Annotated in this window: 16 protein-coding genes; 14 read left to right on the forward strand and 2 right to left on the reverse strand. The window is 70.6% G+C overall.

Features of this window, described 5'->3' with window-relative positions:
• From ACI2L1_RS00165 to ACI2L1_RS00205, 9 genes are all read left to right on the forward strand, one after another.
• Positions 1 to 264 carry a UBP-type zinc finger domain-containing protein gene (locus ACI2L1_RS00165; protein WP_404737035.1) on the forward strand — a complete coding sequence of 88 codons (264 nt, stop codon included), beginning with the start codon at positions 1 to 3 and terminating at the stop codon, positions 262 to 264.
• On the forward strand, positions 264 to 2,045 hold the full coding sequence (locus ACI2L1_RS00170) for an FAD-dependent oxidoreductase (RefSeq protein ID WP_404737036.1): 1,782 nt from the start codon (positions 264 to 266) through the stop codon (positions 2,043 to 2,045). Before ACI2L1_RS00165 ends, ACI2L1_RS00170 begins: the two co-directional genes overlap by 1 nt.
• Before the next feature lie 46 nt (positions 2,046 to 2,091).
• Entirely contained in the window at positions 2,092 to 2,580 is a 489-nt protein-coding gene (locus ACI2L1_RS00175) for an Hsp20/alpha crystallin family protein (RefSeq protein ID WP_404737037.1), read from the forward strand.
• A 413-nt stretch (positions 2,581 to 2,993) separates the two neighbouring features.
• Positions 2,994 to 3,386, forward strand: a complete 393-nt coding sequence (locus ACI2L1_RS00180) for a DUF2267 domain-containing protein (protein WP_404737038.1) — start codon at positions 2,994 to 2,996, stop codon at positions 3,384 to 3,386.
• Between the two features lie 718 nt (positions 3,387 to 4,104).
• Entirely contained in the window at positions 4,105 to 5,286 is a 1,182-nt protein-coding gene (locus ACI2L1_RS00185) for an acetate/propionate family kinase (RefSeq protein WP_404737039.1), read from the forward strand.
• Positions 5,287 to 5,710: 424 nt separating this feature from the next.
• Entirely contained in the window at positions 5,711 to 6,799 is a 1,089-nt protein-coding gene (locus ACI2L1_RS00190) for a hypothetical protein (protein ID WP_404737040.1), read from the forward strand.
• Between the two features lie 304 nt (positions 6,800 to 7,103).
• Positions 7,104 to 7,229, forward strand: a complete 126-nt coding sequence (locus ACI2L1_RS00195) for a hypothetical protein (protein ID WP_404737041.1) — start codon at positions 7,104 to 7,106, stop codon at positions 7,227 to 7,229.
• A gap of 61 nt (positions 7,230 to 7,290) precedes the next feature.
• Entirely contained in the window at positions 7,291 to 8,370 is a 1,080-nt protein-coding gene (locus ACI2L1_RS00200; protein WP_404737042.1) for an acyltransferase family protein, read from the forward strand.
• A gap of 42 nt (positions 8,371 to 8,412) precedes the next feature.
• A complete protein-coding gene (locus ACI2L1_RS00205) occupies positions 8,413 to 8,913 on the forward strand; it encodes a peptidylprolyl isomerase (RefSeq protein ID WP_404737043.1) in 501 nt (166 codons plus the stop codon).
• A 63-nt stretch (positions 8,914 to 8,976) separates the two neighbouring features.
• Here the strand turns inward: ACI2L1_RS00205 and ACI2L1_RS00210 are convergent, their stop codons facing one another.
• On the reverse strand, positions 8,977 to 10,008 hold the full coding sequence (locus ACI2L1_RS00210; protein WP_404737044.1) for a Ku protein: 1,032 nt from the start codon (positions 10,006 to 10,008) through the stop codon (positions 8,977 to 8,979).
• A gap of 53 nt (positions 10,009 to 10,061) precedes the next feature.
• Here ACI2L1_RS00210 and ligD point away from each other — a divergent pair, with 53 nt between their 5' ends.
• The gene (gene ligD, locus ACI2L1_RS00215) at positions 10,062 to 10,943 is read left to right on the forward strand and encodes a non-homologous end-joining DNA ligase (protein ID WP_404737045.1); all 882 of its coding nucleotides are present in this window, start codon (positions 10,062 to 10,064) and stop codon (positions 10,941 to 10,943) included.
• A 371-nt stretch (positions 10,944 to 11,314) separates the two neighbouring features.
• On the opposite strand, the gene ACI2L1_RS00220 is transcribed toward ligD, so the two are convergent.
• Positions 11,315 to 12,118, reverse strand: coding sequence for a nuclease-related domain-containing protein (locus ACI2L1_RS00220; RefSeq protein ID WP_404737046.1), 804 nt, complete (start codon positions 12,116 to 12,118; stop codon positions 11,315 to 11,317).
• 110 nt (positions 12,119 to 12,228) lie between these two features.
• On the opposite strand from ACI2L1_RS00220, the gene ACI2L1_RS00225 reads away from it, so the two are divergent.
• The 4 genes from ACI2L1_RS00225 (at position 12,229) to ACI2L1_RS00240 (ending at position 15,546) form a co-directional block, all read left to right on the forward strand.
• Entirely contained in the window at positions 12,229 to 12,735 is a 507-nt protein-coding gene (locus ACI2L1_RS00225) for a dual specificity protein phosphatase family protein (protein WP_404737047.1), read from the forward strand.
• Positions 12,736 to 12,830: 95 nt separating this feature from the next.
• Entirely contained in the window at positions 12,831 to 13,544 is a 714-nt protein-coding gene (locus tag ACI2L1_RS00230; protein ID WP_404737048.1) for a hypothetical protein, read from the forward strand.
• A complete protein-coding gene (locus tag ACI2L1_RS00235; protein WP_404737049.1) occupies positions 13,541 to 14,776 on the forward strand; it encodes an ATP-binding protein in 1,236 nt (411 codons plus the stop codon). Before ACI2L1_RS00230 ends, ACI2L1_RS00235 begins: the two co-directional genes overlap by 4 nt.
• A gap of 176 nt (positions 14,777 to 14,952) precedes the next feature.
• Positions 14,953 to 15,546 carry an SH3 domain-containing protein gene (locus ACI2L1_RS00240; protein WP_404737050.1) on the forward strand — a complete coding sequence of 198 codons (594 nt, stop codon included), beginning with the start codon at positions 14,953 to 14,955 and terminating at the stop codon, positions 15,544 to 15,546.
• Positions 15,547 to 15,566: the final 20 nt, after the last annotated feature.

Consider the following 15,566-nt stretch of genomic DNA (forward strand, 5'->3'; position numbering starts at 1 on the left):
ATGACCGTACGTACCGACCCCCACCTCGCCCTGGTACGCCCCGTCAGGCCGCGCACCCTCGACGGATGCGAGGAATGCCTGCGGCTCGGCTCCCCGTGGGTCCACCTCAGGCTCTGCCTGACCTGTGGGCACGTCGGCTGCTGCGATTCCTCACCGCATCGGCACGCGCGCCTTCACGCCGCTGCCGACGGCCACCCGATCGTGGCGTCGATGGAACCCGGCGAGGAATGGCGGTGGTGCTTCGTCCACGAGGCGTTCGTCTGATGTCCGGCAACGACGCGCGGCCGCGCGAAGACCCGGCCCCGGCAGAGCCGGAGGAAGTCGTGCCCTTCGAGACCCCGGACGTCTACGGCGCCTACCCGCGGCTGTCGGACGACCAGATGGCCCACCTGGCAGAACACGGCGACCGGCGTCGCGTGCACCCGGGCGACGTGCTGATCCGGGAGGGCGAGCGCTGCGAGACGTTCTTCGTCGTCCTCGGCGGCTCCGTCGCGATCGTCGAGGGCTACGGCACACCCGACGAACATGTGCTCCGCGTCCACGGCCCCGGCCGCTTCCTCGGCGAACTCGGCCTGCTGCACGGGCAGGTGGCCTTCTACACCGCAGTCGCCAGGGAAGCGGGAGAAGCCCTCGTCCTCCCCGTGGACCAGCTGCGCCGCCTGGTCACCCGGGACCCCGTCCTGGGCGACCTCGTGCTGCGCGCCTGCCTGGGCCGCCGCGCCCTGCTCGTGGGGCAGGGCGCCGGATTCCGCATCATCGGTTCGCGCTACTCCCCCGACACCCGGCGGCTGCGGGAGTTCGCCGCCCGGAACCGGCTGCCCCATCGCTGGGTCGACCTGGAGACGGACGAGGAGGCCGAGGCGCTGCTCCGCCGCTTCGGCGTTCCGCCGGACGAAACCCCCCTGGTCATCTGGCGCGACACCACCCTGCTGCGCAATCCCAGCAACGCCGAACTCGCCCGGCTGATCGGTCTGCCCCAGCTGCCGGCGTCGAACGACCGCAGCGACCTGCTCGTCGTCGGCTCCGGGCCGGCCGGCCTCGCGGCAGCGGTGCACGCCGCCTCAGAGGGCCTGGACACCACCGTCGTGGAGGCGATCGCCACCGGCGGCCAGGCGGGGACGTCGTCCCGCATCGACAACTGCTTCGGCTTCCCCTCCGGCATCTCCGGCGCCGAACTCACCGAACGCGGAGTGCTCCAGGCCAGCAAGTTCGGCGCCAGGATCAGCGTCCCCGCGGAGGCCACCCGGCTCGAACCGCGCGACGGCCACTACGCCGTGGCCTTCGCCGACGGCAGCGAGATCACCGCCCGCACCGTCGTCCTGGCCACCGGCGCCCGCTACCGCAGGCTCACCGTCCCCGGCATCGAACACCTGGAAGGGACGAGCGTCCACTACTCGGCCACGGTGTACGAGGCCCAGCAGTGCCGCACCGACCCCGTCGCCGTGGTCGGCGGTGGCAACTCCGCGGGCCAGGCCGCGCTCTTCCTCGCCGGGTACGCGCCCAAGGTCCACCTGCTGGTGCGCGGGGCCGACCTCGGCTCCCACATGTCCCGCTATCTGATCGACCAGATCGAACGACATCCGCGGGTGGAGGCGCTGTTGCACACCGAGGTCACCGCAGTCACCGGCGCACAGGTCCTGGAGATGGTCGACGTGGCGGACAGCCGTACGGGGCAGCAGCGCCGTCTCGCCGTCCGGGCCCTGTTCGTCTTCACCGGCGCGGACCCCAACACGGACTGGCTGTCCGGCGCCCTCGCGCTCGACGACCGTGGCTTCGTACTCACCGGAGCCGAGGCCCAGGCCTGCTCGGTCCCCGGGGTGTGGGACGGCCAGGACCGCGACTGCCTGACCCTGGAGACCAGCCTGCCCGGCGTCTTCGCAGCCGGCGACGTCCGCGGTGGCTCGGTGAAACGGGTCGCATCGGCGGTCGGTGAGGGCGCGATGGCCGTCCACTTCGTACACCGGCACCTGGGGCACACCCCTACGCCCGGCAGCACCGGCGACTCTCCCCGAACCCGCCCCAAGGAGTCCGCATGGCTCTCATGACCCATGACGGGCGATGAGATCACACCAGGAACAGGAGGCAATGGCGATGACGACCCCCGTTCGACGCCACCCCGGCGGCCGACTCCAGGAGCGGCCCGTCGGCTGGGCACGCAACCCCCTGGCTGAGTTCGACGAGCTGCTCAACAGCATGAGCGGACTGCTCGAATCGACGGTGGGCAGCGCGGCTCCCGTGACCGCGTGGACCCCGTCCGCGGACGTCACGGAATCCGATGACGCCTTCCATGTCGAGATCGAACTCCCCGGCGTCAAGGCCAAGGACATCAACATCGAGGCCAACGGCCAGGAGCTGGTGGTCACCGGAGAGATCAAGGAGAAGGAACGCAAGGGCGTTCTGCGCCGCAGCACGCGCCGCACCGGCTCGTTCGAGTACCGACTGCAGCTGCCCGGAGAAGTGGACACCGACAAGATCACAGCCGAGATGAAGGATGGCGTACTCACCGTCGCCGTCCCCAAGGCCGAGGTCGCCAAGCCGCGCCACATCGAGATCAACGAACGCGGCGGGAGCAGCGGCTGAGGCTTCCCGGACCCGACCGGTGCCGGGCAAGTGTCCGGCACCGCGGCGGAGCGATACCGCGGGCGCCCCGAGGTTGGCATCCGTTTACGAAGGTGAGGCCGTGAACGACAGCGCACACCCCCTCAGTGCGCCGGATGCCCTGCGGCACGCTCCGTACCGGCCCTCTTCGCCCGCCTGGCGAAAGCGAGTTCGGACATCCTGCCGCGGGATGCGCAGGACCAGTCGCTGCCCGCGGAGATCCGGCGGGCGGCACCCAAGCGGAAGCGGCCGGTCAGCGACCGCGCGACCCGCCGCCGGGAACAGAAGCGCTCCGGGCCCCGAAGTCATGGCCCCGGCGCCCGCCCCGGCAGCCCCGACAGACCGTCCCCACAAAACCGGTTCCCTGGAGGGAACGGAGAGAAGCGGAGGCGACGATGAAATACGACGAGTTCCTCGCCCGGGTACGGGAACGCGGGGAGTACCCCGAGCAGGACGAAGCCGTCAAGGTCACCGGGGAGGTCCTGAGCGTGCTGGCGGGGCGGATCAGCCCCGGGGAGGTCGACGACCTCGCCTCGCAGCTCCCCGGGCCGCTCGGGCAGGTCCTGACCAGCGCCAAGCGGCAGCAGGCCGAAAGCTACGGAATCGAGGAGTTCTACCGCCGGGTTGCGGAGCGCACCGGCGCACGGCCCCGTACCGCCCTGTGGGATGCCAGCGCTGTGCTGACCACCGTCGCCGACGCCGTCTCCGGCGGCGAGCTCAACCAGGTCATCAGCCAACTCCCCTCCGGTTACGCCGTCCTGTTCGGCAAGGTCGACCTCTCCGACTGAGCCCCTTCACCCAGCTGTTGAGCGGCGTAAGGCAGTTGTGGAGCATGATGTGCCCATCCCTCGCACGGTTCACAGGCGCAGGAGGTTGCTGTATGCAGCAATCGTCCCGTCGTGGTCAGGATCCGCTGAAGTTCCAGGAACGCACACCAAGATGGTGGCGACCACCGCGAGCGCCGCCGTCTTCCAGCCCCACGGCAACACTTCTCGGTCGGCCACTGCGCGCCCGCGTCGTCCTCGCGCCCGAACTCGACGTCGCGCACGGTGCGGGGCTGAGCTGGGCACCAACGATCCGCACGGTGTCCGACGAGGTGCAGGCCGGCGGGCTGCCGGCCCGTCCGATGGTCGCCCGCCCGCACCCACCCCCGCGCTTCACCACAGGAAAGTTGGCGGCGCTCGCCAGGGTGAGCGTACGGCGATGCGGGCGAGGTGAGCGTGAGCGAAGTCGCCCATCGCCGGGGGTTCGGCCACCTGGGCCGCTTCTCGGCGCCTCCACCTCTTCGGCCGGACGCACAGCAGCGGCCGGCCCAGCACTACCCCGCCGGGCCGGCCGCCGTGCCGGCCCGGACCTTGGCCGTACCGAAAGCGCACCGCTGAGACAGGTCAAAGAGTCGTCTCCACGGAGCGGAGAACCCGTACCACCTGGGTCCGGAGGAGGCGGCCGGGGTACTCGGCCGGGAACGCCCCATGTGAATGGAGCACCGCGGAGAAGGAGGCGGCGATGAGCCCCGCCCGGTCTTCCCATCCTCCCCGCTGGAACGTCCTGGTCCTCGACGCCGGGTCCTCCAGTCTGCACATCACCCTCTTCTCGGCCGACGGCACCCGGATCGCGGGCAGGGACTCGTCCGGGCCGCCCGGTCCCGAGTCCGCCGGGAACCTGCGGGACTTCCTGGCCACCGTGCCCCCGCCCACCGCCGTGGGACACCGTCTCGTCCACGGCGGGCCGCGTCTGACACACCACACGGTGATCGACGGACGCGTCCGCCAACTGCTGGAAGACGTCAGGAACCTGGCGCCGCTGCACCTGCCGCCCGCTCTCGCCGTGGTGGACACGGCTCGCGAGCTGCTGCCGGACGTGCCCCACGTGGCGTGCTTCGACACCGCGTTCCACCGCGACCTGCCGGCCGCCGCCCGTGAGTACGCCGTGCCGGAGCGGTGGCGTACCGAGCTCGGCATACGTCGCTACGGCTTCCACGGGCTGTCCTATGCATGGTGCCTGGAACGGACCGCCGAGGTGCTGGACCGTCCTGCCGACGGTCTCCAGGCCGTGCTCGTCCATCTGGGCGGCGGCTGCTCCGCGTGCGCCGTTCGCGACGGCCGGAGCATGGACACCACCATGGGCCTCACCCCGCTGGAGGGCCTCGTGATGAGCCGCCGCAGCGGCAGCGTCGACCCCGGAGCCCTGCTGTGGCTGCAGCACCACCACGGCCTGACCGCTCTTGAGTTGGAGGAGGGTCTCCACCGGCGGTCCGGTCTTCTCGGGCTCTCCGGCACGTCCGGGGACACCCGGGACCTGGTGCGGGCGCGCGAGCGGGGGGACGCCGCCGCCGAGGCGGCGCTCGCCGTGTTCGTGCACAGTTGCCGGCGCGGCATCGCCGCCATGGCGGCCTCACTGGACCGCGTCGACGTGCTGGTCTTCACCGGCGAGATCGGCGAGGACCAGCCCGAGGTACGCGAGGAGGTGTGCGCGGGGCTCCGAGTCCTGGGCGTACGTGCCGGTCTGGCCGTTCCCCCGCTGGAGGAACTGTTCGAGGACGGCGTACGCAGGATCGACGGCCCGGGCGCGGGCGTGCCCGTGGTCGTCGCCGCGACCGGTGAGACACAGCAGATCGCCGTCGAGACCCGGCGCGTCCTCGAGTCGACGGACGTGTGGTCCGGGGGCGTCGGACAACTCGGCACGTGAGCACAGCAACGAGTTGCATTCCGTGAGTCGTTGCCCGGTGCGCGATCGGCCGAGTGGTCACTCGCTCTCAGCGTTCAAGTGAGTGGGTCCGACACTCTGCAAGCGATCAACAAGGAGAGATCCTGGCGCTGGTGGTCAAGCTGTGCGGCGGCGAGGAACCGTCGGCTCGCGCCCTCGGAGCCCAGGGTGCGGTCGAGTCCCGACCGCTCGATGTACGCGTCGCGAGCCCACCGAAATCCGTGCCGGTCGCCGGACTCATGCCGAAGAAGCGGTTGAAGGAGATCGGAGAACGGGTCGTCCCCGAAAGCCGGGCCGAGGAGCGTAGTGCGCTTCGGCGACCGGGGGTACCCGGCCTTCGACTGCCCGCCCTTGTTCGCACGTCAGGGCAGCCTCCGACCGCAGAGAGAACGGAGGCGAGGTACGGATGAGCGAAACCGACGAGGCTCGGCGACTGATCCTGGTCGCCGACCCCGGCCTGCCCTCGGACATCGTCCGGAGCGTGTGTCCCGAGCTGGCCGATCGGCTGGACCGGGAACTGGCCACGCGCATCACTTGGCACATCGACACGGTGACCATTCCGCTGGTGCCCGAGGAGCAGGCCGGCGTCGACGACATCGCCGACGTCATCGACGCCCAGCTTGAGGACAAGCACTGGGACATCGGCATCTTCCTCACCGACCTGCCCCGCCGCGCACGCCTCGACGCGGTCAGCGCCGAGATCGATGCCTCCCACCGGGTCGCCCTGGTCTCCCTTCCCGCGCTGGGCTTCCGGCGGCTCCGGCCACGGGTGAAGGCGGCGGTCGTGGGCGTCACCGGCCGCCTGCTGACCGAGGCGGCGGAGCCTCACGACAAGCTCGCGGGCAACGGCCACTGGGACGAGGCGCCGGGCCACGATGCCGGACCGGACCGCTGGATCGTCCCCGGTCTGCGCGGACACATCCGCCTGATCGGGGGCATGGTGCGAGCCAACCGTCCCTGGCAGCTGTTCACCAGTCTCTCCCGCGCGCTGGCAGGTGTCTTCGCCACCGCCGCCATCAGCTTCTTCAACAGCACCACCTGGCAGGTCGCCCTCAGAGCCGGCGTCTGGCAGCAGATTCTGATCACCGTGTTGTCCACGGTCGCTCTCACCGTCTGGATCATCGTGGACCACGGGCTCTGGGAGCGGCCCGGCGACCGCGTGCCCGGCCATCACAGCGCCCGGTATCCGTACAACCTGATCACGTTCATCACCATCGCGCTGGGTGTGATCTCGCTGTACGCGGTGCTCTATCTGACCCTGGCCGCCCTGTCCTTCCTCATCCTCGGCCCCACCGCGTTCGGCCGGATCGCAGGACAACCGACCGGCCCGGCCGACCACTTCTGGCTGGCCTGGTTCATCGCCTCCGTCGCGATCGTCGGCGGCGCGTTCGGAACCGGCCTCGAAGCGGACGAGGCCGTACGCAACGCCGCCTACGGCCGTCGGCACCGGGACCGACAGCGCCAGATGACCGAGGGACGATCCGCCCGACGATGACTCGCGCCGCACGGCAGCAACGGACCGGGCGATCAGACAGCACAGCCCGCGCATGTGAACCGCTCCGGGTCTGATGGAGTCACGGGCCTGTCCAGAGTCGGGCAGCGCCCCCTGCGGCCGGGTGCGGTGCAGGATCAACCGGGAGGAGACGGCGCCCAGCACATCCCGTGCCTCGTGCGGGCCGGCCACCACGCGGATCCACAGCGATGGCCGGCCTGGGCACCCGCCCTCTTCGCCGCCCTGTTTTCGTCCGGCGGTACGCGTACCGTCCGGCCCGAGCGGGCGCAGACGGCCTCGAACTCCGTTGCTCTTCGTCTCCACCGCCGAACTCCTGGTCCACCAGCTCGTCGCCGAACCCGACCCGGTCGATACCGCTCGACTGGAGAACGAGCTGGTCGCCATGCTCACGCGCTACCTGACGACCCCATAAGGGTCACCGTTCGCACGCGATCGCGAAGTTTGGGCCGGCCTCAGGTGGTGAGGCGCCCGGGATGCACGAGCGACTTCTCACAGCCGAACCTCAGGAAAGACCCGCGGTCGAGCGCCCCAAGGAGCGGGACGCCTTCTTCGACAATGCCAAGTACCTGGCGATCGTGCTGGTCGCGGTGGGGCATGCGTGGGAACCGTTGCGGGACGGGAGCCGGACGGTCTCTGCGCTGTATCTGCTGGTGTACGCCTTTCACATGCCGGCGTTCATCGTCGTGTCCGGGTACTTCTCGCGGAACTTCGACGCGAGCCCCGCGCGGTTGAGGCGACTGGTCACCGGGCTCGTCGTGCCGTACGTCGTGTTCGAGACGGCGTACACCTTCTTCACCCGGTGGACGGACCAGGTGCCGGACCGGCCGGTGAGCCTGCTGGATCCGCTCTATCTGACGTGGTTCCTGGTGGCGCTGTTCGTGTGGCGGCTGACCACTCCGCTGTGGCGGCGGATGCGTCATCCGGTACCGATCGCGCTCGCCGTGGCGATGCTCGCGACCCTCACGCCGTCCATCGGCGACGACCTCGACCTGCAGCGTGTCCTGCAGTTCCTGCCGTACTTCGTGCTGGGTCTGTCCCTGCGGCCGGAGCACTTCCGGCTGGTACGGCGGCGCGCGGCGCGGGTGGTGGCGGTGCCGGTGTTCGCCGCCGCGCTCGTGGCGGCTTACTGGGCCGTGCCCCGGATGAGCGGCGCCTGGTTCTATCACCGGGACAGCGCCCGGGAGCTGGGCGGGCCCGCCTGGTCGGGGCCGGTGATGACGCTGGTCGCTTTCGGGTGCTCGCTGGTCCTCGTCGGGTGCTTCTTCGCCCTGGTGCCGGGGCGCCGGACCTGGTTCACGGTGCTGGGCGCGGGGACCCTGTACGGCTATCTGCTGCACGGATTCCTCGTCCAGGGCGCCCGGTTCTGGAGCTGGTACGGGCCCGCCTGGGTCCACGGGCCGGCCGGGGTGGGCGTCGTCGCCCTCGTCGCCGGAGCCGTGGTGACCGTGCTGTGCACTCCGCCCGTCCGGCGCGCCCTGCGGTGCGTGGTGGAGCCGGACATGCGGTGGGCGTTTCGGAAGGACGCCGTCCCCGTTACCCGCACGGCCGTGTGACAAGATGCTTCGGTCATGCCCCACCAGAAAGGGACGATTCCCATGTCCAGGGTCGAGCTGACCACCAACTTCGGCCGTATCGTCCTCGAGCTGGCCGACGCCGAGGCACCCAAGACCGTCGAGAACTTCCTGACGTACGTCGGCAACGGGCACTACGACGGCACGATCTTCCACCGCGTGATCAACGATTTCATGGTCCAGGGTGGTGGCTTCACCCCGGACATGGTGCAGAAGCCCACGCTCGCGCCGGTCCAGAACGAGGCCGACAACGGTCTGAAGAACACCGCGTACACCGTGGCGATGGCGCGCACCAGCGACCCTCACTCGGCGACCGCCCAGTTCTTCGTCAACGTCTCGGACAACGAGTTCCTGAACTTCACGGCCAAGAGCCCGAACGGCTGGGGCTACACCGTGTTCGGCAAGGTCGTCGAGGGCCAGGACGTCGTCGACCAGATCAAGGGCGTGCGGACCGGCAGCAGCCGCGGTCACGGTGACGTGCCGACGCAGCCGGTGATCATCGAGTCCGCCAAGGTCGTCGGCTGAGTCGACTGACCAGAGGCACCCGAGACCGGCGGGGCCTGCGCAGTGCCGACAGCAGTGCGCAGGTCACGCGGTCCGTTTGCGGGCGGTCGTCTTCTTGGCCGTGCTCTTCTTGGCGGTGCTCTTCTTCGCGGCCGTGGTCTTCTTCGCCGACGCCGTCTTCTTCGTCCCCTGTGACGACTTCGCCGTGGTCTTCTTGGCGGCCGCCGTCTTCTTCGCCGTCGACTTCTTCCCGCCGGTCTGCTTCGGCGCCGCCCGCGCCGCCCGCGCCGACTTGCGCTGGGGCAGCCGTGTGACCTCCGCCGGTTCCTCGCCGCGGGACTCCTTCGCGTCCTGCACGCTCTTCTCCAGCGCGGCCATCAGGTCGAGGACCTTGCCGCCACGGGCCTGCTCGGGAGCCTCCGGCGGCGCCTCGCCCGCGGCCTTCGCGGCGACGACCTCCTCCAGGGCCTCGCGGTACTCGTCGTGGAGTTCGTCGAGGTCGATCTCGCCGAGGGTGTCCATCAGCGCATCGGCGAGGTCGAGTTCCTTGTCGCTGATCGTGACCTTGGTGTCGGGGGCGAGGCCCTCGGGGGCACGGACCTCGTCGGGCCACAGCAGCCCGTGCAGGGCGATGGCGTCCTCCACCACCCGGAGCATCCCGAGCCGCTCCCGCCCCCGCAGCGCGAACTTGGCGATGGCCACCTTGTTGCTGCGCTTGAGCGCTTCCCTCAGCAGGGTGTACGGCTTGGCCGCCGGGACGCCGCCGGCCTGGAGGTAGTAGGCGGCGTCCATCTGGAGCGGGTCGATCCGCTCGCCTGGGACGAAGGCCACGATCTCGATCGTCTTCGCCGTGGGGAGCGGCAGATGGGCCAGGTCCTCGTCGGTGATCGGGATGATCGTGCCGTCCGCGTCCTCGTAGCCCTTGGCGATCTCCGACTGGGTGACCTCGCGGTCCTCCAGTTCGCAGACCTTGCGGTAGCGGATGCGGCCGCCGTCCTCGGTGTGGATCTGGCGAAACGAGATCGAGTGGCTCTCGGTGGCGTTCACCAACTTGATCGGAATGCTGACCAGGCCGAACGAGATGGCGCCGTTCCATATGGATCGCACGTGCAGCACCCTTTCGGTGTTTTTACGCCGTTACTCCATATTTTGCGTGAGATTCTCATCGTATGACGCCGATCACAGTGGTGGAGGGGCGACGGCTCGCGCTCAGCAATCTGGAGAAGGTGCTGTATCCGGCCGGCGGTTTCACCAAGGGCGAGGTGCTGCACTACTACGCCACGACGGCCGACGTGCTGCTCCCCCATCTGCGTGACCGCGCCGTCTCCTTCCTGCGCTATCCGGACGGCCCCGAGGGCCAGGTGTTCTTCACCAAGAACGTTCCGCCGGGTACGCCCGACTGGGTCACCACCGCCGAGGTGCCGCGCTCCGAGGGGCCGGCCCGGATGGTGCTGGTGCAGGACCTCGCGAGCCTGATGTGGGCCGCGAACCTGGTCACCGAGTTCCACACCCACCAGTGGCTGATCGACGACCCCGACGAGGCCGACCGGCTGGTCTTCGACCTGGACCCCGGCGCGCCGGCGACGATCGTCGAGTGCTGCGAGGTGGCCCTCTGGCTGCGCGACCGACTGGCGGCGGACGGTATCGAGGCGTACCCGAAGACCGCCGGGTCGAAGGGGCTGCATCTGCTGGCGGCGGTTCGGGGGGCGTCGTCGGACCGGGTGTCGGAGTACGCCAAGCAGCTCGCCCTGGAGGCGGAGCGGGCGATGCCCCGGCTGGCCCTCCACCGGATGACCCGCAGTCTGCGGCCCGGAAAGGTCTTCGTCGACTGGAGCCAGAACGCCGCCCGCAAGACCACGGCCACCCCCTACACCCTGCGGGCCCGGAGCCGGCCGCTGGTGTCGGCACCGGTGACGTGGACGGAGGTCGAGGAGTGCGGCGTTCCGGACCAACTGGCCTTCGACGCGAAGGACATGGGACCGCGCATCCAGGACTACGGCGACCTGCTGGCTCCGCTCCTGCACGGTGACCGGGCGACACGGCTGCCGTGAGCCAGCCGGCCGGGCCAGGTCCGGTTGTCGGGCGGCTGCGGCCCGGTGGGGGCTGATCGCGCAGTTCCCCGCGCCCCTTAAAAGCAGCTGGGTGCACGCACCGCAAGCCGCGTACGGCGCGAAGGGGACGGGGTGGGGGGTGTCCGCCCGCAGCGGCCGGCGTCCGTTATCCAGCACATCTGAGCCAACAGCACCCGCCGGACCGAGGACGGACACCCCCCACCCCGTCCCCGACCCACCACACACCCGCACGCGCTACACAAACCCCCACCGGACCCGCACAGGCCGCCGCAGGCATATAAGGGGCGCGGGGAACTGCGCAAAACGCCCGCCCCCACCCACCCCGCACAGGCCGCCGCAGGCACCCCGCGTCAGACCTTCGCCCACGTATGCCGGTCCCGCGCCATCGCGTGCAGGGCCTCCACGTCCGCCGGCTTCAGCACCCCGCCCAGCCGGGCGAGGCCTTCGAGATCCGTGTCCCCGAGGACACGGACCTCGCGGGGCGGGAGGGTGACCGAGACGTTCGCGGGGGCGACGAGGGCCAGTACCGGGTGGACCTCGGCCGTCAGGGCGTAGGAGGCGCGGTCGGCGTCGGCGCGGACGCGGCGCAGCAGCGGCTGTGGGTCGCGGCGGCCGAACGCGACCATCGGGTCGGCGACCGTGACCCGCTGCTTGCGGGCGTACAGCGCGTGCACGGCGAACAGCCCGCCGGGGCCGATCACCAGATGGTGGACGCGGTCGCCGCCGGGCAGCGGGACGGAGTGCAGGGTGTGCCAGCCCGCGCCGTCCAGGCGGTCCAGGGCCTCGCCGACGATCTGCTCGGCCTCCAGCGCGCGGCGGCGGGGGTCGCGGCGCATCCGGTGCGCGGGCCCGGGGTCCCGGTCCAGGGCGATCTGGAGGGCCTCGCCGGGCCGGTTGGGCGCAAGGTCGTCGTCCGGGTGGAGGGAGAGCCGGGCCAGTTCGGCGGGCGTCGGCACCGGTGGCGGACCCACGGCCACCGGGCCGGTCAGGAACGGGCCGAGAACGGTGAGCACGTCCTCCCTGCGGTCCTCGCTCAACAGATTGATCCGGGCCGCCTCACGGTCGTACCAGGCGATGTTCCTGCCATCCGTGAGGCAGACGTACAGCCGCTCCTGACCATGGCGCCAGGTCGGTACGACGCGCAGTCCGCTCATGCACCATCACCCCACTGACCATGGGAACAGGCGGGGTGCTGCGCAGGCAAGAAGCCGGATACCTTTGGGGTGAGTTGCAGGGCTTGGCGCAGGGGCTTGGGGAGGCGCTGTTGCGGACCCGTAGGAAGCAACCCGATGTACCGGCTCCGGACCGGGCGTGGGACGAGATCGTGCCCGGGCTGTGGATGGGCGGGCATGAGTTCCAGGGCCTTTCCGGGCAACGGGAGTTCGTCGTCGTACGGGACGAGTTCGATGTCGTGCAGACGCTGTTGCGGCTGCCGGGACACGGTCCCGATCCCGGTGTCGAGCACCATGTGTGGCCGATTCCGGACGGCCCGCTGGACGGGACCCAGCTCGCGGGGGTGATACGCCTGGCGCGGGCCGCGAGCGAGGCACTGGACGAGGGCCGCAGGGTCCTCGTCCGCTGTTACCACGGCTACAACCGCTCGGGGCTGGTCGTGGCGCACGCCCTGGTCCGCCGGGGCCACGCGGCCGACGAGGCGATCCGGCTGATCCGGGACCGGCGCTCGCCGTGGGCGCTGCACAACGAGCTGTTCGTCGAGTACCTCCAGACCGGCCTCTCGACGGCCCGGCTGCTGGAGGAGCTGACCGAGTAGGTCTGCCTGGAGCTGCCGGAACACAAGAGCGACTTCCGTACGAATAATCTGTACGGGGCGGACGTACGCCCCCCGGTTCCGACCCCAGGAGCACAGTGCCCCCCGCCCGCCGCGCACGCCGTACGACCCGCGCCGTCGCCGCCGTCGCCCTGCTGCTGACGGCCACGGCGGGCTGCGGCGACGCGGGCGACCTGGTCGGCGCGGGCTCCACGCCGACCGCGATCAGCCCCGACCGGCTGTGGCCGCAGGTGACACCCGCCTCCAGCCCCGCTTTCACGATCGACGAGGTGGACACGGAGATCGTCAAGGGCGTCTCCGTACCCGGCGACGACATCCGCGCGGTGGACCCGGTCGCGGTCGTACGCGCCGAGATCAGGTCGAACCCCGGCGACTACTCCGCGGGCGGTTACGACCGCACCGCCCGGCTCATGGCCGAGTGCGCCAAGAGCGGCGCGGCCCGACAGGGATGCCCCGTCCTGCAGCCGTACTACCGCGACCTCACCGGCGACGGGCACGACGACCTGACGCTGGGCTTCCTCCAGCTGCCCGGCAACATCACCGCCGTACGCGTCTACACCGTCGAGAAGCACCGGCTCGTGCAGGTCATGCACTGGGAGGACGCGGTCAGCGGGGTCGAGCTCGCCGGACGGTCCGTCATCATCCGTTCGCCGTCCGAGGTGGCCGGATACGAGTACCGGCTCCAGTGGACCTGGGACCCGGAGCAGAAGGCGATGCTCCTCACCCACGACGAGATGCTCCGGTCGGGCAAGAGCACCCGTCTCCCCAGCGCCTCGGCGAGCTCGCGATGAGGCTCGTGCTCCCCCGGTGGTCCGGCACGCTCGCCGTGAAGGCCACCGTCTTCATCACCGTGATGTGCTGCGCCCTCGCCGCGCTGCTCGGTGTCCTCGTGCATGTCTCGGTGACCAACCAGACCGTCGGTGCGGCCCGTGACCTGGCGTTGAGCCGGCTGGAGGACGCGACCGAGGCGTACGAGGCCGGGGACACGCTGATGTGGGACGCCGGGGTGGATCCGCCGGACCTGCCCGGGTCGCTACGGGCGCTGGCGGTGGCCGGGGACCACGGCACGATGGTCGGCGAGCACCGCGGTCGCCCCACGATGTGGGCGGCGGGCCCGGTGGACGGGAACCGGGCGCTGGCCGTGGAGGTCGACTACTCGCAGGGCGCGCAAACGATCGAGGGGCTGGACCGGGCGATCCTGTGGTCGTCGGGGCTGGCGATCACGGCGACACTGCTGATGGGGGCGTTCGCGGTCACTCGGGTGACGACGCGGCTGCACACGACCGCTCGGGTGGCCCGGCGGATCAGCGCGGGCGACCTCGACGCACGGGTCGACGATCCCCGTACGAAGGATCCCTCGCGACCGCAGGACGAGGTGGCCGCGGTGGCCGGGGCGCTGGACTCCATGGCGGCGTCGCTGCAGGGGAAGCTGTTGAGCGAGCAGCGGTTCACGGCGGATGTGGCGCATGAGTTGCGGACGCCGTTGACGGGGCTGCACGCGGCGGCCGAGCTGTTGCCGCCGGGGCGGCCCACCGAGCTGGTGCGGGACCGGGTGGGGGCGTTGCGGACGCTGACGGAGGATCTGCTGGAGATCTCCCGGCTGGACACGGGGCGGGAGACCGTCGAGCTCGACACCGAGCGGCTTGCTGCGCTGGCTGAGCGGGTGGTGCGGGCGTCGGGGACGGACACCGAGGTCGTCGTGGTGCGGGATGTCGCCGTGGAGACGGATCGGCGGCGGCTGGAGCGGGTGCTGGGGAATCTGGTGGCCAACGCGCATCGGCATGGGCGCGGGCCGGTGTCTCTGACGGTCGACGGGACGGTGGTGACTGTTCGGGACCATGGGGAGGGGTTTCCGGGGTATCTCGTCGAGCATGGGCCGCAGCGGTTTCGTACGGAGGGCGGGGCTCGGGGGCATGGGCTGGGGCTCACCATTGCCGTGGGGCAGGCGGAGGTGCTGGGCGCTCGGCTTTCGTTCTCCAACGCGGCGGATGGTGGGGCGGTCGCGACGTTGGTGTTGCGGTAGTTGGTCGTCTTGCGGCCGGTGCGGGCTGGTCGCGCCCGCGCGGCGGAGCCGCATATTGATACAGCCCCGCGCCCCTTGGCAGCATCTCCTATGGCCCAGTTTGAAAGGCGGCCTCGGCACAGCCCTCCTAACGTAGCGAATAGTCAGGTTTGTACCCCGCTCACGGAGGTCTCCCCATGTCCCTGCGCTCTCGCTGCTCCATAGCCGTCGCCGTCGGCGCTCTCGCTGTCGCAACCCTCGCCACACCCGCCGTCGCCGACGAGGACTGGGGAGACTCCCATAGCGGATCGGGGAACCAGCAGGGCCAGGGCCAGGGTCAGGGCCAAGGCCAGAACCAGGGCCAGGGCCAGGGCCAGAGCCAGAGCCAGGGTCAGGGCCAAGGCCAGGGCCAGAGCCAGGGTCAAGGCCAGAGCCAGGGTCAAGGCCAGGGCCAGGGCCAGAGCCAGGGCCAGAGCCAGAGCCAGGGTCAGGGTCAAGGCCAGAGCCAGAACCAGGGTCAGGGCCAGAGCCAGAACCAGGGCCAGAGCCAGAACTCGCGGCTGTACAAGGGTGTCGTGACGGCGAGTTCGCTCGCACTGCGCAGCGCGCCCAACCGGGGCGGCCAGATCATCCGCTGGGCCGACCGGGGTGAGGTCGTCACGATCTTCTGCAAGACCAGAGGCGAGAACATCCAGGGCAACTCCAACTGGTACCTCCTCACGGACGGCACCTGGGCCTGGGGGTCGGCTCGGTACATCAGGGACATCGGGACCGCGCCACGCTGGTGCTGACATCCCGCGCCGGCTAGGCA

This window comes from Streptomyces sp. NPDC019531 (assembly GCF_044903305.1).
Lineage (GTDB): Bacteria > Actinomycetota > Actinomycetes > Streptomycetales > Streptomycetaceae > Streptomyces.

Coding starts and splice junctions, on each gene's coding strand:
- ACI2L1_RS00240 (WP_404737050.1), top strand. CDS start 14,953: ATGTCCCTGCGCTCTCGCTGCTCCATAGCCGTCGCCGTCGGCGCTCTC.
- ACI2L1_RS00235 (WP_404737049.1), top strand. CDS start 13,541: ATGAGGCTCGTGCTCCCCCGGTGGTCCGGCACGCTCGCCGTGAAGGCC.
- ACI2L1_RS00175 (WP_404737037.1), top strand. CDS start 2,092: ATGACGACCCCCGTTCGACGCCACCCCGGCGGCCGACTCCAGGAGCGG.
- ligD (WP_404737045.1), top strand. CDS start 10,062: ATGACGCCGATCACAGTGGTGGAGGGGCGACGGCTCGCGCTCAGCAAT.
- ACI2L1_RS00165 (WP_404737035.1), top strand. CDS start 1: ATGACCGTACGTACCGACCCCCACCTCGCCCTGGTACGCCCCGTCAGG.
- ACI2L1_RS00190 (WP_404737040.1), top strand. CDS start 5,711: ATGAGCGAAACCGACGAGGCTCGGCGACTGATCCTGGTCGCCGACCCC.
- ACI2L1_RS00185 (WP_404737039.1), top strand. CDS start 4,105: ATGAGCCCCGCCCGGTCTTCCCATCCTCCCCGCTGGAACGTCCTGGTC.
- ACI2L1_RS00205 (WP_404737043.1), top strand. CDS start 8,413: ATGTCCAGGGTCGAGCTGACCACCAACTTCGGCCGTATCGTCCTCGAG.
- ACI2L1_RS00220 (WP_404737046.1), bottom strand. CDS start 12,118: ATGAGCGGACTGCGCGTCGTACCGACCTGGCGCCATGGTCAGGAGCGG.
- ACI2L1_RS00200 (WP_404737042.1), top strand. CDS start 7,291: ATGCACGAGCGACTTCTCACAGCCGAACCTCAGGAAAGACCCGCGGTC.
- ACI2L1_RS00170 (WP_404737036.1), top strand. CDS start 264: ATGTCCGGCAACGACGCGCGGCCGCGCGAAGACCCGGCCCCGGCAGAG.
- ACI2L1_RS00180 (WP_404737038.1), top strand. CDS start 2,994: ATGAAATACGACGAGTTCCTCGCCCGGGTACGGGAACGCGGGGAGTAC.